Source organism: Flavobacterium sp. TR2 (assembly GCF_025252405.1).
GTDB lineage: Bacteria > Bacteroidota > Bacteroidia > Flavobacteriales > Flavobacteriaceae > Flavobacterium.
In genome coordinates this window covers 4,010,990-4,031,310 of record NZ_CP104307.1, presented here as the reverse complement: position 1 = coordinate 4,031,310, position 20,321 = coordinate 4,010,990, and the positions used below count along the sequence as shown (strand labels likewise).

At 37.9% G+C, this 20,321-nt stretch carries 13 protein-coding genes; 5 read left to right on the top strand and 8 right to left on the bottom strand.

The window, feature by feature from the left end; genetic code table 11:
* Window positions 1-37: 37 nt before the first annotated feature.
* Window positions 38-370, bottom strand: a complete 333-nt coding sequence (locus N4T20_RS17430) for a YegP family protein (RefSeq protein WP_260670396.1) — start codon at window positions 368-370, stop codon at window positions 38-40.
* A gap of 287 nt (window positions 371-657) precedes the next feature.
* Here N4T20_RS17430 and N4T20_RS17425 point away from each other — a divergent pair, with 287 nt between their 5' ends.
* A complete protein-coding gene (locus tag N4T20_RS17425) occupies window positions 658-1,782 on the top strand; it encodes an XdhC family protein (protein ID WP_260670395.1) in 1,125 nt (374 codons plus the stop codon).
* Complete coding sequence (locus N4T20_RS17420; RefSeq protein ID WP_260670394.1) at window positions 1,757-2,374, top strand: NTP transferase domain-containing protein; 618 nt, start codon at window positions 1,757-1,759, stop codon at window positions 2,372-2,374. Before N4T20_RS17425 ends, N4T20_RS17420 begins: the two co-directional genes overlap by 26 nt.
* 480 nt (window positions 2,375-2,854) lie before the next feature.
* On the opposite strand, the gene N4T20_RS17415 is transcribed toward N4T20_RS17420, so the two are convergent.
* Complete coding sequence (locus N4T20_RS17415) at window positions 2,855-4,006, bottom strand: cysteine desulfurase family protein (protein WP_260670393.1); 1,152 nt, start codon at window positions 4,004-4,006, stop codon at window positions 2,855-2,857.
* A 365-nt stretch (window positions 4,007-4,371) separates the two neighbouring features.
* Here N4T20_RS17415 and N4T20_RS17410 point away from each other — a divergent pair, with 365 nt between their 5' ends.
* Genes N4T20_RS17410 through N4T20_RS17400 form a run of 3 tightly spaced genes read left to right on the top strand, consistent with a single transcriptional unit; the run spans window position 4,372 to window position 8,199 of the window.
* Window positions 4,372-5,010, top strand: a complete 639-nt coding sequence (locus N4T20_RS17410) for a 2Fe-2S iron-sulfur cluster-binding protein (protein WP_260670392.1) — start codon at window positions 4,372-4,374, stop codon at window positions 5,008-5,010.
* The gene (locus N4T20_RS17405; RefSeq protein ID WP_260670391.1) at window positions 5,007-5,987 is read left to right on the top strand and encodes an FAD binding domain-containing protein; all 981 of its coding nucleotides are present in this window, start codon (window positions 5,007-5,009) and stop codon (window positions 5,985-5,987) included. The genes N4T20_RS17410 and N4T20_RS17405 overlap by 4 nt, the downstream gene beginning before the upstream one ends.
* Before the next feature lie 7 nt (window positions 5,988-5,994).
* On the top strand, window positions 5,995-8,199 hold the full coding sequence (locus tag N4T20_RS17400; protein ID WP_260670390.1) for a xanthine dehydrogenase family protein molybdopterin-binding subunit: 2,205 nt from the start codon (window positions 5,995-5,997) through the stop codon (window positions 8,197-8,199).
* A 545-nt stretch (window positions 8,200-8,744) separates the two neighbouring features.
* Here the strand turns inward: N4T20_RS17400 and N4T20_RS17395 are convergent.
* The 6 genes from N4T20_RS17395 to N4T20_RS17370 all read right to left on the bottom strand — a co-directional run bounded on the left by N4T20_RS17395 (window position 8,745) and on the right by N4T20_RS17370 (window position 20,188).
* Entirely contained in the window at window positions 8,745-9,308 is a 564-nt protein-coding gene (locus tag N4T20_RS17395; RefSeq protein WP_260670389.1) for a DUF2911 domain-containing protein, read from the bottom strand.
* Window positions 9,309-9,541: 233 nt separating this feature from the next.
* A complete protein-coding gene (locus tag N4T20_RS17390; RefSeq protein ID WP_260670388.1) occupies window positions 9,542-11,341 on the bottom strand; it encodes a glycoside hydrolase family 2 protein in 1,800 nt (599 codons plus the stop codon).
* A gap of 132 nt (window positions 11,342-11,473) precedes the next feature.
* Complete coding sequence (locus tag N4T20_RS17385) at window positions 11,474-13,885, bottom strand: glycoside hydrolase family 2 protein (protein WP_260670387.1); 2,412 nt, start codon at window positions 13,883-13,885, stop codon at window positions 11,474-11,476.
* Between the two features lie 88 nt (window positions 13,886-13,973).
* Entirely contained in the window at window positions 13,974-15,164 is a 1,191-nt protein-coding gene (locus tag N4T20_RS17380) for a glycoside hydrolase family 88 protein (RefSeq protein ID WP_260670386.1), read from the bottom strand.
* Between the two features lie 299 nt (window positions 15,165-15,463).
* A complete protein-coding gene (locus N4T20_RS17375; RefSeq protein WP_260670385.1) occupies window positions 15,464-16,984 on the bottom strand; it encodes a RagB/SusD family nutrient uptake outer membrane protein in 1,521 nt (506 codons plus the stop codon).
* A gap of 201 nt (window positions 16,985-17,185) precedes the next feature.
* Window positions 17,186-20,188, bottom strand: coding sequence for a SusC/RagA family TonB-linked outer membrane protein (locus N4T20_RS17370; protein ID WP_260670384.1), 3,003 nt, complete (start codon window positions 20,186-20,188; stop codon window positions 17,186-17,188).
* Between the last annotated feature and the right edge of the window lie 133 nt (window positions 20,189-20,321).

Sequence of the window (20,321 nt, the reverse complement as noted above, 5' to 3'; positions counted from 1 at the left end):
TTGAGACTGCTTCTTTCTATTTTAAAATGGCTTTCAATTAAGCCGTTTGATCATCTATAGTTGCATCGGGAGCATTTTTCTTTACCGATTCGATTCCGTTTTCTCTTGCCGCAACGCTTTCGTACATTTCGCTAGAACCAATAATCTGGCCGTTTCCAGCTTTTAAATTAAAATAAGGTTTACCGCTTTTAGATTCTAATCTATCATAACGATCATCGTCTGATGCATTTTTTTTAACCGATTCGATACCATTATTACAAGCCGCTTTTGTTGTATAACCTTCGCTTGTTAAAATAGTCTGGCCGTTACCAGCTTTCAAATTGAACTGGAACTCTCCATTAGCTCTAGTAGTGATTACAAATTTTCCCATGTATTTTAATTTTAAGTTAGGTAAAATAAATTTTGCTATTGATAAAAATACAAAACTTCGTAATATAAATCATACACCTGTTTAAAAAAATGATTACGCTAATGATAAAAAATTATTATAGTTATTCTCAAAAGAAAATCTAAAATATTTTTTCTTCCAGACAGCTTTCTTCCGATATATTTTAGATTCCTTACTTTTATATCGATGAAATAGTCCAAACGGCATTTGTCACAGGAATTATTTCTCTTTAAAAGATTTCCCTATTTTTGTTTGGAAGATATTTTTATATGAAAGAAATCAGCGAAATTCTTAAAGCGCATTCCGAAGCAGAATTGGCAGGAAAAAAAACAGCCTTGGCAACAGTTGTCAAAGTGGAAGGGTCGTCGTACAGAAAGCCAGGCGCGCGTATGCTGGTGACAGAAGACGGCATACTGACGGGCGCCATAAGCGGAGGCTGCTTAGAAGGCGATGCGCTGCGAAAAGCGCTTCTTTCAATTAATCAGAAACAGAATAAACTGGTCACCTACAATACAAGCAATGAAGATGATGCAGAAGTAGGATTGCAGCTGGGGTGCAACGGAATTGTTCATATTCTTTTTGAATACATCGATGAAGAGGTAGAAAACAATCCGATTCAGCTTTTGAGACAACTTGAATTGGAACGAAAAGAAGCTGTAATCGTTACCGTTTTCTCTTTAAAAAGAAATGCATTTCAGATTGGGACCACTTTGTTTTTTCGAAAAGACAGTCCTGTTCTAAATCATAATAATGAATCTTTAAATCTGATTTCAGATGTAAAAGAAGTGCTGAAAAGCAAAACGTCATTAGTCAAAAAACTGCAAGAGCAAAACGACAGCGAAGCCTTAATTGAATATATAAAACCATCTATTTCGCTGATAATTGCAGGAGCAGGAAACGATATTCGGCCACTGGTAAAAATGGCGGCTGTTTTAGGATGGAAAACCACTATTGGCGAAGGACGCGCCACTCATGCAACAGCAAAGCGTTTTCCTAAAGCCAGTCAGATTTCAGTTGTAAAACCCGAGCAATTTCTGGATAATGTAAACATCGACGATCAGACTTATTTTCTTTTGATGACGCACAATTACAAATATGATCTGGCCGTTCTAAAATTGTTATTGCAGACCAATTGTCATTACATCGGAATTCTCGGTCCAAAATCAAAGTTCAACCGAATGCTTGACGATCTTTTGCAGGAAGGAATAACAGTAAGCGAAGAACAGTTAAGCAGAATCCACAGTCCTATTGGTTTGGATATAGGCGCAGAAACTTCAGAAGAAATCGCTCTTTCGATTGTTTCTGAAATTAAAGCAATTGCCTCTGAACGTGCAGGAACATCCTTAAAATACAAATTGGGTAGAATTCATGATGAAATTCATTATGGAGAATAAAATTTGTCATCAAACAGGCATTGTTATTCTCGCTGCAGGGAGTTCGTCAAGATTGAACAGCCCCAAACAGCTGCTGCAGTACAAAGAATCGACCCTGCTGAAAAACACGATTTCAGAAGCTTTAAAAGTTAAAAACTCGTTTCTAATAGTCGTAACAGGCGCCAATCATGATTTAATCGCAAAAGAGCTTAATTTGCCCGAAATACTATTTTCTTTCAATTCTGAATGGGAAAAAGGAATGTCTTCTTCAATCGCAAAGGGAATTACAGAAGCACTGCTTGTAAATCCTGATTGTGAGCAATGTATTTTGGCAGTCTGCGATCAGCCTTTTGTCACTAGTGCCGTTTTTGAAAACTTAATCAGCGAATCTAAGAAAACAGGAAAAGAAATTGCAGCATCCGGTTATTCAGAAACCTTAGGAACACCGGTTTTATTTCATAAAAAATACTTTCCGGAACTTCTAGCGCTGAAAGGGAAAGAAGGGGCAAAAAAGCTTATTAAAAAATACGCCGAAGACGTCGTTGCGGTTCCTTTTGAAAAAGGAAATATTGACATTGATACGGAGGAAGATTATAACCAGTTGATTTCTTGATGTTGCCACGAAGACACAGAGACGCAAAGATTTTTATGAATTTTTCTTGATGTTGCCACGAAGTCACAAAGACACTAAGATTTTTATTTTTTAATCTCGTAAAGTCCCAGAGACACTAAGATTTTTATGAATTGGCTCCAGTTTTAACTGGAGCATTAAGGGATTACAAATTAAAAGGCTTTAGCCAAACCACGAAAGTTGGGCTAAAGCCTTCAGCTTCTTTTATTATTTCATCCAGCTAAAGCTGGAAGCAACACAAAAAAACAATAAACTTCTCGCACCTTTGCGAGATTTAAGCATAATTTGAATAGCGTCCAGCTTTATCTGGATGGCAATAATTAAGCTGGAGAGTAGGGCTTTAGCCAAACAGGAACTAATTTTGGCTAAAGCCTTCAATTCTTAATTTTTCATATTCTCCAGTTGAAACAGGTGGCAATTCACAAAACCTTTGAGTTTTTATGAGATTAAAATATAAAAATCTTAGTGTCTTTGAGCCTTAGTGGCAAACTGTCTAGCTAGACTTAAAACGTGTTCTATAGCAATATCAATTTCGTCTTCGGTAGTAAAACGCCCTAAACTAAAACGAATTGAGCTTAAAGCTTCTGCATCAGACAATCCCATTGCTTTTAAAACGTGAGAAGGTTCAGAAATAACCGCAGAACACGATGCACCATTTGAAACTGAAATATTTCCCAAAGCCAAAATCAGCTGTTCAGAATTTACGTTTGGGAAACAAATATTTGAAGTATTATAAATTCGGTTTTCAATATTTCCGTTCACGAAAGAGCCTTCAAACTGCAATAATCCTTTTTCAAGTTTGTTTCTTAAAATTTCAATTCGTTTTTGATCTTCTTCTTGTTCCTTCAAAGCAATTTCAGCAGCTTTTCCTAAACCAATGATTCCTGGAACATTTAGTGTCCCGCTTCGTAACTTTCGCTGTTGTCCGCCTCCGAGAATCTGGGGAGATAATTTTGCTTTGGCTTTTGCCGAAACATACAGAGCGCCAACGCCTTTTGGTCCGTAAAACTTGTGTGCAGATAAGGCTAAAAAATCAATCTCATGCTTTTTTACATCAATCGGAATTTTGCCGACAGCTTGTGTAGCATCGCATATAAAAAGTACATCTCTGGCTTTCAGAATTTTAGAGATTGCACTTGTATTTTGTATGACGCCAGTTTCATTATTGGAGAACATTCCGATGAAAACCAGTGTTTTATCGGTTATTATTTCTTCGAGTAGTTGAATTTCTAATAGCCCATCAGCAGCAGTTGGAAGATAAGTAACTTCAAAACCAATGCTTTCCATAAAATGGCAAGTTTCAAGAACCGCTTTATGTTCGGTCTGAATGGTAATAATATGTTTTCTTTCTTGATTGCTCAGGCCTTTTATAGCCAAATTAATGCTTTCTGTTGCGCCAGACGTAAAAATGATTTCATCAGCATTTGTATTTATCAAATCGGCAGTTTGCCAAGCAGCGTTTTCTACAGCTTCTTTTATGGTTAATCCCGCAAGATGCGTACTTGTTGGATTGGCGTAAAAATCAGTGAAATATGGCAGCATTGCATTCAAAACACGCTCATCAACACGGGTTGTGGCATTGTTATCCAGATAAATGATTTTTTGCTGTGGCATAATTTGAGCTTGATTCAGTAAAAATACAATTTCAGAATTAATCTCTATGGAAAATCAACCGTAAAGCACACAAAGTTTTTATGGGCATCTTTTTTTGCTTTTCGCAGATTTCACAGATTTGAACAGATTTTTTTAAGCTTTATTATTAAAAACGCTGCGCAAATCTTTCTTAAACTCAAACCTACATTATCTGCCAAATCTGCGAAAGAAATAATAAAATCTTTGGAAACTTGTGGTTAAAAAAAACAAAATTGTAATTATTCTAAATAAGAGTAATGTTTGAATTTCATAACTTTTTGTGATTTAAGTTGACTAAATTTGTTAGAATTACAAAAGCAAATCTGCTAATTTAACAAATAGACTGAATGGCTTCTAAAAAAACAAATCAGAATAAAGTAACGCCCGAAGATGCTAGTTCGCGCCGTGACTTTATAAAGAAATCAGGACTTTTTACCGCTCTTGCCCTGACGCCTCCTTCGCTGGTAATGGCTTCAGAAAAGAAATGGGATGAAAAAATTGCGGAGTATTTAGAAACGGTGCCGCTTTCTATTGAAGTAAATGGCACAAAACACAATTTGAACATCGAGCCAAGAACTACGCTGCTTGATTTGCTTCGCGAACAATTGCAGCTTACGGGAACAAAAAAAGGCTGCGATCATGGGCAATGTGGTGCGTGTACAGTTCACGTAAACGGAACTCGAATCTTATCATGCCTTTCTTTGGCATCGATGCAGCAGAATGCACAGGTGACCACTATTGAAGGACTCTCTCAAGGCAAAAAACTGCATCCAATGCAAGAAGCTTTTATCAAGCATGATGGTTTTCAGTGCGGCTATTGCACTCCTGGACAAATCATGTCGGGAATTGCCTGCATAAAAGAAGGCCATGCCAACAGCAGAGAAGAAATTAGAGAATATATGAGTGGTAACATCTGCCGTTGTGGAGCTTACCATAATATTGTTGATGCTATAACAGAAGTGAAGGAAGGAGGAAAGGAGATATGAAAAACTTTCAGATAATTAAAGCGCTGTCTTCTTCTTCGGCAGTTACAGGCAAAGCCAAAGATAATTCTTCCATGTTTATTGCGGGCGGAACGAATCTTGTCGATTTAATGAAGAAGAATATCGTGGCTCCAGACAAACTAGTTGACATCAACGGATTAGACTTAAAGAAAATAGAGTTCTTAAAAGGAAAGGTTTCTATTGGAGCATTGGCCAAAAATAGTCAGGTTGCCGAAGATTCATCTATAAAAGAAAAATATCCTTTGCTGGCATTGGCTTTAGCGGCTGGGGCTTCTCAGCAAATTCGCCATATGGCAACCGTTGGAGGCAATATGCTTCAAAAAACGCGTTGCTCTTATTATTACAATACTGATATGCCATGCAACAAAAGAACACCAAAAAGCGGATGCGGCGCCATTGGCGGTTCTAATCGAATGGCAGCAGTTTTTGGCGCTTCAGACAGTTGCATTGCTGTTCACCCCAGCGATATGTGCGTGGCTTTGGCAGCACTTGATGCAACAGTTTTGGTCGAAGGTCCAAAAGGAAAACGAGAAATTAATTTTACCGATTTTCATCGACTTCCTGGAAACACGCCTGAAAAAGACAACACGCTTGACAGTAGAGAATTGATTACTTCTGTAGAAATTCCAGACAATAATTTTACTAAAAACGTCCATTATCTAAAAGTTCGCGACAGAACCAGTTATGCTTTTGCATTGGTATCTGTGGCAGTGGCTTTAGACATAAAAAATAATACTATAAATGATGTCAGATTGGCGATGGGAGGCGTAGCACATAAACCTTGGAGATTAACTGAAACAGAAAAATTCCTGAAAGGGAAAACAGTTTCGGAAGATATATTCAAACAAGCAGGCCACTTATCTATGAAAGGAGCGAAAGGATATGGCGATAACAATTTTAAACTAACGCTTGGAGAGAATGCAGTAGCAGAAGCACTTGCAATAGCAGCATCAAAATAATTAAATTATGAGCAAGACAAGTAATATTAATAGAGTTGACGGATTTGCTAAAGTAACGGGCTCTGCAACTTATTCGGCAGAATATAAAACGGCTGGTGTAGCTTATGCGTGCCTAGTGGGAAGCACGATTGCCAAAGGAAGAATCAAAACCATTAATACCAAAAAAGCAGAATGGGCTCCAGGAGTTTTGGCGGTTATTACCCATTTGAATGTAGATAAACCTGCAGGTTATCAGAAAGCTAAAGACAAGCATAATTTTGGGCAGCCGCTGCAGATTTTTAAAGATGATTCGATATTGTATTACGATCAGCCAATTGCTTTGGTGATTGCCGATACTTTTGAACGTATGCGATATGCAGCAAGTTTGATCAAAGCCGATTATTTTAAAGAAGAGCATTCGACAGAACTTAAAAAAGCCGCTGAAAAAGAAAAGAAAGTTGAAACGGATAAAGGAAATGACTACCATCGCGGTGAGCATGACGGCTATAAAAATGCTGAAGTAGTTCTAGAAGCCGAATATACGATTCCAACAGAAGTTCACAACCCAATGGAACTGGCAAATATCATTGCAAAATGGGACGGCAATAAGCCAATTTTATATACGAAAAGCCAAGGTGTAGAAGGTACGCGCAGAAGTGTAGCAGGAGTTTTTAATGTTCCCGCAGAAGATGTTGAGGTTCATGCTGAATATCTTGGAGGTGCATTTGGAATGGGATTGCATACTTGGCCCTATGAAATCGCGGCTTTGATTGGTGCCAAAAAATTAAATCGACCTGTGAAACTGGTTTTGCATCGTGAGCAGATGTTTACCAATGTTGGTTTCAGACCGTACACCATTCAGAAAATGGGTCTTGGTGCAACAAAAGATGGAAAACTGACAGGTTTGACGCATGAGGCGGTCGCCATGACTTCGAGTTATGAAGATTTTATGGAAGGAACGGTAAATATGTCTCGATTTATTTATGATTGTGCCAATGTTTCTACACGTTACAGAATTGTGCCTTTGGATACTTGCACGCCAATCTGGATGCGTGGCCCGGGTGAGGCGACAGGATCTTTTGCATTAGAATGTGCTATGGATGAAATGGCTTATAAATTAAATTTGGACCCGATCGAATTTCGCAAGCTGAATTACGCAGAAAAAGATCAAGAACAAAATAAGCCGTGGAGCAGTAAATACCTTTTAGAATGTTACGAAGGAGGAATGGAGCGCATTGGCTGGAAAAACCGTAAAAATGAACCAGGTTCTGTTAAAGAAGGAAACTGGCTGGTAGGTTACGGAATGGGAACAGGAACTTTTGGCTGTTATAGAAGCCCAACTGCTGTAAAAGCAAAATTCTTAGCCAATGGCGATTTAGTGCTGCAATGCAGTGTAAACGATATGGGACCGGGAACAGCGACTATGATGACTGCAATTGGAGCAGAAGTGATAGGTTTGCCGACTGAAAACGTAATCATCGAAATGGGAAAAAGCGGATTGCCGAAAGGTCCGACACAAGGGGGGTCGGCAACAACTTCATCTGTCGGTTCTGCGGTTCATGATGCCTGTAATTTGCTATTGAATAAAATAATTGAATTGGGAAGCAAAAGTCCTGCTTTAAAAGGAATCGCGATTACCGATTTAACTTTTGAAAACGGAACGGTTTCTTCTAAAAAAGACAAATCGAAATCGGTTACGCTGGCGGCTCTTTTAAGCAGTAATAAATTAGAAGATTTTGAAGTGGAAAATCTTTCTAAAGCTGCTGAAGAAGCCAAGAAATATTCGATTTACTCGTTTTCTGTTCATTTTGTAAAAGTATTGGTGAATCCGAATTTGGGTAAAATAAGATTGGCTCACGTGGTTTCTTGCGCAGATATTGGAACAGTAATCAACCAGAAAACTTCTGCGGGGCAAATGTTTGGCGGAGCAGTAGGAGGAATCGGAATGGGGTTGATGGAAGCCTTAGAAATCGATCATCGTTTTGGCCGACCAATCAACAATAATTTTGCTGATTACCATGTTCCTGTAAACGCGGATATTGAAAAACAGGAAGTTTTCTTCGTTAATAAAAAAGATCCAATAAGCAATCCAATGGGAACAAAAGGTCTTGGAGAAACTGCCTTAGTCGGAATGGCGCCCGCAATTGCAAATGCTGTTTTTAATGCAACTGGAAAACGTGTTCGAGATTTACCGATTACGCTAGATAAAATTATAGAAACTGTTAAGGTTTAAAAAACAAAAAGAGGCATTGAAAAATGCCTCTTTTTGTTTGCGCCCGAATTTTTAGAATATAGCCTGTGGTTTTAACCATAGACATACAATCAAAAAACAATCTGTATCCAATCCTGAGCTCCCGTGGTTAAAACCACGGGTTATGTTTGCATTGGATTGTGTGTGCAAATGCAAGGGAAAATGATTTAAACAGGAAGAAGCATTAAAGAGTGTTTTTGATTCCTAATTTTCAAATATAGCCTGTGGTTTCAACCACAGGAACACAATCAAAAAACAATCCGTATCCAATCCTGCGCTCCCGTGGTTAAAACCACGGGTTATGTTTGCATTGGATTGTGTTTGCAAATGCAAGGGAAAATGATTTAAACAGGAAGAAGCATTAAATTTTTTATAGCCACGAATTACACTAATTTTCACAAATTTGATTCATCAGTTTTTGGGGAAAAATTAGTGCAAATTTGTGTAATTCGTGGCAAAAAAAAAAGTCGCAAAGCTTTAGAAAAAACTTTGCGACTTTGTGCCTTCGTGGCATATATTAGTAAAACTTATTTAACCGTAATTGGCAATTCAACCGTTGTTTTATCCCAGCCAATAACAAGATTTGCTACATTGCCTTGAGCAGTAAATGCGATAGATAAAGCTTCGATAACATCAGAAACTGGTTTAACAGGAACTGAAACTCTTACCACATCTTTGCTTTCGTCATAAGCATAACCACCCCATAAATCCAATTCTTTGTTGATGATGATAGTCCATTTGTCTTTTTCTGGAATGGCAAATAAACTGTAGTATCCCGCAGGAACTTTTTTACCGCCGATTGTGACATCTTTGTAGAATTTAATCTCTGTGTTTTCATTAGCGCCAACTCTCCAAACTTCTCCAAATTTTACCACATCGCCAAAAATAGTTCTTCCTTTTGCAGAAGGTCTTGCGTAAAGAACTTTGATAACTGGGTTTGGGGTATCTGTTTTTTTGAATTTAACCGCTTTGTTTGGAAAATAAGAAATATCAACCGGACTTGCATCAAGCGGAGCAAATTTTACTATGTCTTGAGCCTGAACTGTAAAAGCAGCAAACAAAGTAACTGCTAGCAAATAGAATTTTTTCATGGTTTACAATTTTTAGATTAACTACAACAAAGTAAATTAATAATGAAGAAAAATCATATAATTTGCTGCCTGTTTTTTGTTAATGAATTGGTAACAGTTTTGACGAGATAATTTTAATTCCGATCCAATTTTCTGTAGAGACGCACCGCAGTGCGTCTAATGTATTGTAACCGTCGTTGCGTAGACGCACTGCGGTGCGTCTCTACAGATTAACGTTGTGTGAAAATAATTATTTAATATTCGTTTTTCTTTTTAGCGTACCAATCCTGCATAATGTAAAAAGCCTTTTTCTTTTCGCCGTCATTTGAAATTAAACCTTTACGATTATAACCGTCCTGAATTCCTGGAAGCAGTCTTTTCGGAGATCTGAAATCGACTAGAATCCAAGGGCTTGTTCCGCTTAGATGTGGAATCTTTTCAATCATTTTCAGGTTTTGAATGTATAGATATTCCTGATATTCTTCTGTCCAACGTTCGTTTTTCTCTCCATGAAAACCGGCTTTTGCATCGCCTCCAAACTCAGAAACAACAATAGGTTTATTGTATTTAGATTTCCATGTTATTTTTTCAGCATCTTCCAAATTTCCGCCGTACCAGCCCAAATATTGGTTGAAAGCCACAACATCTAAAACTTCACCAATCGGATCATCAATAGTTTCTTTTTTGGTTAATAAAGCAGCGCTGATTAATCTGGTATTGTCTAATGATCTGGTGTGTGATGCCAAATTTTTGATGAAAGCATTTCGAGCATCAGAAATTGGCGTTTCATTTGCCATTGACCAAATGATAATGCTTGCTCTGTTTTTATCTCTTGTAATAGAAGCTGTCAATTGATCTTCGGCATTTTGATACGTGTTTTTGTTTGTAAATTCTACAGTCCAATATACCGGAATTTCCTCCCAAACCATTATTCCCATTTTATCAGCTTCGCGAATGATATTTTCGTTATGCGGATAATGCGCCAGACGCACATAATTGCAACCCAATTCTTTTGCCCAGTTTAATAAGCGCAAAGCATCTTCTACAGAATTGGCGCGGCCGCCTTTTGCATTTTCTTCGTGAATTGAAATTCCTCTTAAGAAAACTGGTTTTCCGTTTAGCAGAATTTTATCTTCTTTAGTTTCGATAGTTCTAAAACCAATCTGATCGTTTAATTTTTTCCCGTTAAAGTCAACAGTAACATTATATAATTTCGGATTTTCTGGAGACCAGTACAAGATTTTTTTGGCTGGGATTTCGAAGTTTAAAATTCCGTTGCCATCCGCTTTTCCTTTGAAGTTGACTTTTAATTCAGGAATTGAAATTGAAATCTGATTTTTTGAAGCATCTAAATTATTGATTTTTATAAAACCTGAAATAACATTTGCATTGCCTTTTTTCAGCTGGATTGTATAATCTTCCACAAAAGAAGCCTCTTCTTCAATTAAAGTCACATCTCGCGTGATGCCGCCGTAGTTCCACCAATCGGTGTTTACGGTTGGCACATCTTCTTTATGGCGGGTATTGTCAACTTTAATGACTAGATAATTTCCCGTAGGTTTTACGATTGAAGTCACTTCGTAATTAAACGGTGTGAAACCGCCTTCATGCGTTCCTAGTTTTTTTCCGTTTAAATACACATCAGCTTTATAATTAATGGCTCCCAAATATAAAAACAGGCGTTTATTAGCCGCTAAATTGTAATCAAAAGACTTTTTGAACCATACATTTCCTTCGTAATATTTCAGTTCTGCAATCTGCGAATTCCAATCGCCAGGGATGTTGATTGTTGGCGATTTATCAAAATCATATTCTACCAATTCTTGTTTGTTTTCTGCGTGATAATTGGTGAAAAAAGCTCCTTTTGCCGGTTTTTCACTTTTGTCGTACTGATCCAAGTGAAAGCTGTAAAAACCTGTTTGATAAGGATCGATAATATAATTCCAAACTCCGTTTAAAGAAGTTGTGTTTCGGTTTTGGACATTCGATATTAGATTTTGTGCAGACGCCAAAACGGAAGAGGTTAGGAGTAATGCGGTTAATAGTTTTTTCATTTTTGGTATTAATTTGTTTTTGTATTTGTGTTTTGCCACGAAGGCGCTAAGGCACGAAGTTTTTTTCATACAAATAAATCTGCGAAAAAAAAGACTTTGCGTCTTTGCGCCTTCGCGTCATAAAAGAATCTTTCACTCAACAGGAATTCTCAAATATTCTCCTTTAAAACTTTGATTCAAAGCGGTCATTTCAATCGGATTGCCAGAACCGTCAGGAATCACTTCGATAGCAGCTTTTCCGTTTGCCATTCTGATGGATTCGCTTCCGGTTGGTGTTCCTTGATTTTTTAGTGTTTTTCCTCCCTTTAAACATTGAAAATAAACACTCGCTTCATAATCCAGACAGCGTAAATTATTGTTGTCAATTGCAATAGCAGTCACGAGATAGTTTCCGTTTTTTAGTTTTTCTGATGACAATTGCAATGAAACCGCCGTGTCATTTTTGTTGAAACGATAGTTCACTTTCAGCGTATCTGAAACCGTTTTTCCTTCTTTTGTTTTTCCAACGGCAACCAACAAATTTTCCCCTTTCGTAAAATTGACATCCCAAGTTAGGCCATTCGCAGGGTAAAGAGCAAGATTTCGCTGCTTTTCTCCCAACGATTTTCCATTATGAAAGAAAGCCACTTTCTCGCAGTTGCTGAAAACGCTAATCGTTCTCGGCGTATTTTCTGGCCCCTGGCGCTCTGTCCAAGTATGCGATTCGATATAAGCGAAAGGTGCTGTCGCCCAGTAACTTTTAAAAACATAATAGGCATCTTTCGGAATTCCGTTTCGATCTGTCAATCCTTTTTGGTTCATGTACGGAATATCGTCTTCTGGTCGCAAAGGCGTTGCAAAATCCTTAAATGCCCATTGTATATTACCCACAAACGTTGGGTCATTCTCGGATATGTGCAAATGCCAGTCAAATAAATCAACGATATAATTTTCGCTCCAATCGCCAATTTGTGCAATGTTAGCAATTTTAGTCTGTACTATGGCTTCTTCCCAGCCTTCAGCTTTTATTACATTTTCACCTGTAATTGGGTTTTCGCTATGGCGCCCTACGTGACTGTCTCCGCCATATTCGGCATGAATAAAATGTTTGTATTCTTTCTTGTAAACATCAATCGCTTTTTGATAGCTTTTATAGCTTCCAGAATACCATCCTGACCAGATTGAAGGCGAGAACACGTCTACAATATGCGAACCTTCGTAATATTTTCTGATAGCCGTTTTGCGGGTTGGATCCAGTTTATGAGCGATGTCGTTTAATTCCGTTAAAAAATTATTCGTTTTTTTATCGTTATCGCCATCAGGAAAATCAGGAAGCCAGTTGATTTCGTTTCCTAAAGACCAGATAATAATGCTCGGATGATTGTAATTTTGATTGATGATTTCTGCCAGCATATTTTTGGTATTCGTTTTCCAAACGTCATTGCCAATTCCGCCGCGACACCACGGCAATTCATCCCAAACCAAAAGCCCCAATTCGTCGCAAGCTTTATAAACTTCTGGATCTTGCGGATAATGTGCTAAACGAACAAAATTGGCACCCATTTCTTTGATCGATTTCATATCTGCCCAATGCTGTTCGTTACTCATGGCAGCGCCAACGCCAGCTTGCTCTTCATGACGATGAGTTCCGCGAATCAACAGTCGTTTTCCATTCAGATAAAATGGCCCATGATCTTTAAACTCAAACCATCTAAAACCTACTTTTTCTGAAACGCTGTCTTTAATTTGATTTTTTTCAGATAAAGAAGCGGAAAGTCTGTATAAATTTGGTTTTTCTGTATCCCAAAGTTCAGGGTTTTTGATATTTTCAAAAGTAATGGTTGAAGTTTTATCTGTAACCAAAACGGTTTTGCTCGCTACTTTTTTCCCTTTCGGATTTTTAAGCGTTACAGTTAAGGATAAATCTTTTGAATTGTTAGGATTTGCAATTGAAGAAACAATCTGCACTGAAGCTTTTTTTGCCGAAACCTCTGGGGTTGTAATTTTTAGGTTTTCGATATGGTTCTTGTATTTCGAAACCAGCCAGACATCTCGCGTGATTCCGCCATAAATAAAGAAATCGCTTTTTTGGGAAGGAATAATTTCAATATCATAGCTATTATCCACACGAACAAAAATGTCGTTGTTTCCTTCCTTAATTAAGTTCGTAATATCGATAGAAAAACCGATGTAACCGCCAATATGCGATCCGGCTTCTTTTCCGTTTACATAAACTTTAGTGGTTACGTTTGATCCTTCAAAGTATAAAGTATAGACGCTGTTTTTATCGATTTGCGGAATGTTTAATTTTTTATGGTACCAGCTTGCATCGCGTCTGTATCCCGGATTTAAATCGGTTGCATCTTCGGCGTTCCAAGTGTGAGGTAAGTTTAGAGAGATCCAGTTTGAAGCTTTTTGGGCTTCGCTGAGGTTTGCGGTATGATTTTCTAAATAAAGCCAATTGTCATTAATGTTTCTCTTTGTCTGAGCAAAACTGCTCAGACAAATTGGAAACAAAACAAAAAGTGCAAAAATTGAAAATGTATTGTGTTTATAATTCTTCATGTTTGTTTAGGTTCAGAGGTTCAGAGGCTCAAAGGCTCAAAGATTGTAAGGTTTAGAGATAAAAAGACAGAAAACCTTTGCCACTTTGTTACTTTGTACCTTTGCCACTTTTTCTTAAAAGGGCTTCCAAAAAATAATAATCGGCGTAAATTATTGGTTCGTCAATTTCGTCGTGTTTTGGCCAGTTTCCAGTGCTGTGATCAAATAAGAAGGGCGCTTTGATTTTGGCATCTAAAATATATTTGTCTGTTTGCACTGAAGCCATCAGTTTATCGGCGAAAGCCAAATAACTATCATTTTTTGTATAACCGTGCAATTCGTATAAAGCAGAGGCGATCACCATAGCAGCAGAAACATCTCTAGCCGAATTTGGAATGCTTGGATCTTTAAAATCCCAATACGGAATTCCGTCTTCTGGCAGGTTTTTATTTGTCATAAAAAACTTTGCTGTTCCTTCAGCTTGTTTTAAGTAGGCTGGATCTTTTGTATAGCGATACGACATAGTGAATCCGTAAACTGCCCAAGCCTGACCGCGTGCCCAAACCGAGTCGTCATTGTATCCTTGAAGAGTTGTTTTCTTTCTGACTTCGCCAGTTGTCGGGTTATAATCGATAACATGATAGCAGGAATTGTCTGCTCTGAACTGATTTTTTAAAGTTGTATTGGCGTGTTGGATGGCAACGTCACGATATTTTGGATTTCCAGATATTTTGGATGCTTCAAAAAGCAGTTCCAAATTCATCATATTATCAATGATTACTGGATAGTCCCAAATTGCTGTGTTGAAATCCCACGAACGGATAGCCCCCACTTTTGGGCTAAACCTTTTACACAAAGTTTCGGCGCCTTTTACAATTACGGCTTCGTATTCTTTCTTGTTTTGCACTTTCAGCGCTTCTCCAAAACTGCAAAACACTTTAAAACCTACATCATGCGAATTGCTGTTGACACTTTCTTTTTTGCTGAAAGGAGTCCATTTTTGAGCTTGTTCCTTATATTTTGAATCGCCTGTCAATCGATATAATTGCCAAAGATTTCCAGCAAAAAAACCGCTTGTCCAATCTCTCGAAGGCACTTTGCGAATTTCAAGGGTTTTGGTATTCATGCTTCTAGGCATCGACATAGAATCTACGGGATAATCGAGCAGCATTTTGTAACGCGTTTCCAGTTTTTCTGTCACCGCCGAGGTCGCTTTTGTCTGAGGATTAATTCCGGATTTGCACGCTGTTGCAAGCGATGCAAACCCAAGAATTAAAGAAATGAAACTGACATTCTTCATATTAAAATAAATATTTTGTAATCGTGATTTTTAGAAGCGGATTGTATGGATTCGCTATCGCGAAAAAGCTGATTTACACAGATTTTTTTATATCACGCAGATCATGCAGATTTTGCTGATTTTTTATTTCACGCAGATTTTTAAAAACTTCGTAGATTAAAATGAATTTTTTTGAATTAAATCTGCTCAATCTGTAAAATCTGCGTGAAACTAAATGCACACTATGGGATTAAAAAATCTATTTCATTCGTGTCTTGCGATAGCAAATCTGTTTCATCTGCGTTCAATAAGAGTTAAATTTAATAACCGGGATTGTTTGGTTTTAAATTCGGATTAATTGCCAATTCTGTTCCCGGCAATGGCCATAAATAATCTCTGTTAGGGTCAAAATTAGCGTGCGGTTCTAAACCGTTTGGTCCAAATACTTCTGGTCCGATTTTAAGTCTTTTAATGTCGTACCATCTCACATACTCAAACGCCAATTCTAATCTTCTTTCGTCGATAACCATTTTTCTGAAATCGGCTTGAGATAATCCCGGTGTTACGTTAGCAGGAAACGAAACCAGTTTGCCAGCTTTATTTCTCGCTCTTGCGCGCACGCGATTTACATAACCATCAGCTTCTGTTGTTCCGGGATTAATTTCGTTTAAGGCTTCAGCAGCAGTCAATAAAACTTCAGCAAAACGCATTGTGATGTAATTGTGCTGAGAAGTTCTCCCGTTTGCACCCGCTTTTCCCGGAAAACGGAAATATTTGGCAATATGCGGACGTGGAGCTTTCTCGTTATCGCTCGAAGGATAAACTTGAAGCGATCCGCCCGGACCTGTTTTCTTTCTGATGATCGTATCAAAACTTACCGCTCTTCTGTAATCTCTCTGATCCCAAGTGTTGAATACTTTTAAAGAGGGAACCGCTACAGAGAATCCTTGTCCATAACTGTAACTGTCATCTTTTAACGATCCTGTAAAAAATGCGGTGTAATCTTGACCGTAATTTCCTGATGTCAGGTTGTTAAAGTCGATTGTGAATAATGGCTCTTTTAGTGACGCTGTTTTTGTGGCATTAAACAAATCTTGAAAATCAGCATCTAGACCTAAACCAAATTTTGCTTCGTTGGTAATAACAAATTTTGCTTCGTCGTATGCTTTCTGAAAATTCCCTAAAGTCAAGTAAACAGAAGCTAAATATCCTGCTGCAGTGCCTTTTCCCGGAACGGCTTTCACTTTTGGTTTGTCATCCAGCCATTGTTTGGCAAATTCTAAGTCGGCAATGATTTTTGGGTAAACGTCAGCTTCTTTTGTTTTGCCAAGAGAGTTTACCTGATTCACATCATTTACGACGAAATCAACATACGGAATATCTCCAAAAAGACGCACCAAATGATAATAGGCAAAAGCTCTTGCAAAGTACGCTTGAGCGACAATGGCATTTACCTTAGCAGGATCGCCTGGTGTTTTCTTAGCGCCTTCAATGGCTTGATTTGCCGCCGTGATAATAACATAAGATTGCGGCCAAAAGTTGGCTACAAGCGCGTTGGTGTCGTTCATAGACATATCATTTACGTCAATACGCGCAGCCTGAGTGGTTCTGTCGCCAATATCGGCCATATCATCGCGAAGCATCAGGGCAATTGTAAATTCTCTTCCCCAATAATTGTTGTGGGCAATGTTGGCAAAAGCTCCATTTACAGCAGCCTGCAAATCGTCTGTATTATTGAAAAAGTTTTCTGGACGAATAATTCCTACCGGTTTTTCTTCCAAATCAGAACAGCTGAATAAAGCCATGGTTCCGAAACAAAGAAAAGCTATATATTTTTTCATAGTATTTTTATTTAAGCTAGTTGGATGTAGTTTTTAACACATAGAAACATAGAGGTGACATTTTAAAAAGGCGCTTCACTTATTTAAACACACATAGAGAACTATGTGTTAGAAACCTTGTTTCTTTTTGCATTCTTTCTAAAGGCATAAAACCTATGTTCCTATGTGTTGTAGCACATTAAATCCAAAGAGGTTATTAGATTAAAATTTTAAATTGAATCCTGCTGTAAACGTTTTTACGTTTGGATATCCTCCGTAATCCAATCCTAAATTGGTATTACTTCTTGAGTTGGTGTCGTTTAAGTAATTCGTTTCAGGATCTGTACCCGGATAATCTGTAATGGTCCAAAGGTTTTGCGCGCTGATGTAAAAACGAACTTTGCTTAAGCCCATTTTTGAAACAATTTTTTCATCTAAACTATATCCGATAGAGATGTTTTTTAGACGGATATAACTTCCATCGTAAACAAATCTTGACGTGATTCTTTTGGTTCTCGCCGCGTTGGCAGGAACATTTGTATCGGTATGAGTTGGTGTCCAAGCATCAAGAACTTCCGTTGTAGCATTGTTGTTTCCAGAAGCCAATTCCATCAAAGTATAGTTTAAAATCTGGCCTCCTTGCGAACCTTGGAAGAAGATATTCAAATCAAGATTTTTATAGGTGAAATCATTGTTGAATCCAAAGATGAAATCTGGATTTGGGTTTCCTATGATGGTCTTATCCTGAGAATCTAGTTTTCCGTCGCCATTGTAATCTCTGAATTTTTCTCCTCCCGGAGCCGTTTCAAAGTTTCCAGGCACTACCGTTTCTCCCTGCTGAATTACGCCATCATAAATAAACCCAAAGAAAGAACCTACAGGCTGTCCGACTCTTAAAATCTGCGATTCAGTTGCTAAGAAATGCCCCGGAGCAGAGTTGATTAGAAGGTCTTTGTTGTCTGCTAATTTTAGCACTTTGTTTTTATTCGAAGAAATATTAAAGTTTGTTGACCAAGTAAAATCTGCGCCAATAAAGTTTCTGGTATTAATGCCCAATTCCCATCCTTTATTTTCCAATTCGCCCACGTTTTGAAGCTGAGAAGCAATTCCAGAAATTCCCGGAAGCGGTCTGTTAAACAATAAATCTTTAGTAATCGTTTTGTAATAATCTGCCGTAATGCTGATTCGGTTATCAAACAAACCTAAATCAATTCCGTAATCCTGCTGATATGATGTTTCCCATTTTAAATTCGGATTGTCTAATGATGTCAGCTGAACCGCATTGGTAATCACGTCACCGCTTACGTAATAGATTTCAGAAAATCTAGAAAGAGTAGAGTAGGCGCCAATTGAAGGGTTTCCTGTTGCTCCATAACTAGCTCTTAATTTCAGATTAGAAACCGTTTTATTGTCTTTTAAGAAGTTTTCTTTGCTAATGTTCCATCCAATCGCCCCAGAAGGGAAAGTTCCGTATTTGTAGTTTTTGCTAAAGCTTGAAGAACCGTCTCGTCTTGCTGTAAATGTCAGTAAATATTTGTCGGCATAATCAAAATTCAGCCTTCCGAAAGCAGAAATCAATTCTGTTTCAGATAATCCAGAATCAGGTTTTAAGAAAACGGTTCCAGCGCCTAAATTTCTATACGAATTGGTATTGGTTAAAAATCCTCTAGAAGCGGCATACGAATTTTCGTTTTTGTTTTTCTGGTATGAATATCCTCCAAGAACGGTCAATATTCCTTTGTCGATAATTTCACGTTTGAAAGTCAGATAATTCTCTGTCAAGAAAGAAGAAAATCTCGTATTGTTTACAGAAGCTTCTCCTTTGATATTTTTTCCTGCTATTAAAGTTGAAGGAATAAATCTTCCTGTCTGCGAATTATTATCGGTTAAACCTAAAGTAGTTTTAAAATCTAAATCTTTTGTGATTTGGTATTGGGCAAAAAAGTTGTTTCGGTTTACGATAGAAACAGTTTCTAAGATATTCTCCATTGCTGTCGCGTATGGGTTGTCAATATCATCGCCAATCGGAGCCGTAGTAGTGTAAGTTCCGTCAGCATTGTAAATACCTTTGTCTGGCATAAAACGATAAGCCGATGCAATTACACCCGCAGCACCAGTTCCTCCTGCGCTTGTCTGGCTTACAATTCCTTCTTTGTTCTGTTTGCTCGTAAAAGTGTTCAAACCTACTTTGAATTTTGGAGATAAGTCAGCTTCAAGATTACCTACAATCGTGTATTTGTCAATTCCTGAATTGATTACAACCCCATTTTGGTTAAAATACGTTCCAGAAACATAATATCTTACATTCTCAGATCCGCCAGAAAAAGACAATTGCGTATTCGAAATCATTCCGTCGCGATAAATTACATCTTGCCAGTCTGTATTTGCTGGACCCTGCGTGTGCGTTGTAAAGCTTTTTCTGTATGCAGCAAACTGATCGGCATTCAATAAATGCAATTTGTTATTTACCGATTGTACAGAGGTCGAATTGCTAAATTCGATTACAGGTTTTCCAGGTTTTCCTTTTTTAGTCGTTACCATAATAACCCCGTTAGAACCTCTGGATCCATAAATGGCAGTTGCCGATGCATCTTTCAAAACTTCGATAGAAGCAATGTCTTGAGGCGCAGGCATAGAAACACCTGCAAAACCGTCAACAACGATCAAGGCGTCTCCGCTGGCATTAATAGAAGTTCCTCCACGAACCCTAATTTTTACAGGAGCTCCAGGTTCGCCACCATTATTCGTCATTACCGAAACCCCAGCTGCGCGGCCCTGCAAAGCCTGTTCTGCGTTTAAAAGCGGAAAAGCAGTCAGTTCTTTTGCCGTTACAGAAGATACAGAACCGGTAATGTCGCTCTTTTTACGCGTTCCGTAACCTACTACGATAACTTCGTCAAGCGCTTTTGTATCAGGTTTTAAACTTACATTGATAACGCTTTTGGTTCCAACAGGAACTTCAACAGTTTGAAATCCGACGAAATTGAAAACTAAAACAGCATTTTTCTCTCCTACAATTACAGTATAATTTCCGTCCATATCGGCAGAAGCGCCAACAGAAGAATTTTTGATATAGACATTGGCACCAGGAAGCCCGAGCAGATCTTCACTGGAAGTTATTTTTCCAGTCACTTTTCGTTCTTGTGCGTGCATCACGATATTTACCAGTAAAAAAGATACCAGTAAACACCATTTAAACGAGTTGTTTTTTTGGTTTGTAAACATTCATTTTTTGGTTTTAGGGTTAATAAGTTAAATAAAGTAGAAAAGCAATAAACTCATTCCGATGATGAGAATGACAAATAAAATTTGCAGCAATAAGTAGCTCGTTTTTTTGATTTTCATATCGCAAATGTAG

Excerpts from the sequence above, each read along its gene's own strand:
- N4T20_RS17430 (WP_260670396.1), bottom strand. The coding sequence starts at position 370 with ATGGGAAAATTTGTAATCACTACTAGAGCTAATGGAGAGTTCCAGTTC.
- N4T20_RS17425 (WP_260670395.1), top strand. The coding sequence starts at position 658 with ATGAAAGAAATCAGCGAAATTCTTAAAGCGCATTCCGAAGCAGAATTG.
- N4T20_RS17420 (WP_260670394.1), top strand. The coding sequence starts at position 1,757 with ATGATGAAATTCATTATGGAGAATAAAATTTGTCATCAAACAGGCATT.
- N4T20_RS17415 (WP_260670393.1), bottom strand. The coding sequence starts at position 4,006 with ATGCCACAGCAAAAAATCATTTATCTGGATAACAATGCCACAACCCGT.
- N4T20_RS17410 (WP_260670392.1), top strand. The coding sequence starts at position 4,372 with ATGGCTTCTAAAAAAACAAATCAGAATAAAGTAACGCCCGAAGATGCT.
- N4T20_RS17405 (WP_260670391.1), top strand. The coding sequence starts at position 5,007 with ATGAAAAACTTTCAGATAATTAAAGCGCTGTCTTCTTCTTCGGCAGTT.
- N4T20_RS17400 (WP_260670390.1), top strand. The coding sequence starts at position 5,995 with ATGAGCAAGACAAGTAATATTAATAGAGTTGACGGATTTGCTAAAGTA.
- N4T20_RS17395 (WP_260670389.1), bottom strand. The coding sequence starts at position 9,308 with ATGAAAAAATTCTATTTGCTAGCAGTTACTTTGTTTGCTGCTTTTACA.
- N4T20_RS17390 (WP_260670388.1), bottom strand. The coding sequence starts at position 11,341 with ATGAAAAAACTATTAACCGCATTACTCCTAACCTCTTCCGTTTTGGCG.
- N4T20_RS17385 (WP_260670387.1), bottom strand. The coding sequence starts at position 13,885 with ATGAAGAATTATAAACACAATACATTTTCAATTTTTGCACTTTTTGTT.
- N4T20_RS17380 (WP_260670386.1), bottom strand. The coding sequence starts at position 15,164 with ATGAAGAATGTCAGTTTCATTTCTTTAATTCTTGGGTTTGCATCGCTT.
- N4T20_RS17375 (WP_260670385.1), bottom strand. The coding sequence starts at position 16,984 with ATGAAAAAATATATAGCTTTTCTTTGTTTCGGAACCATGGCTTTATTC.
- N4T20_RS17370 (WP_260670384.1), bottom strand. The coding sequence starts at position 20,188 with ATGTTTACAAACCAAAAAAACAACTCGTTTAAATGGTGTTTACTGGTA.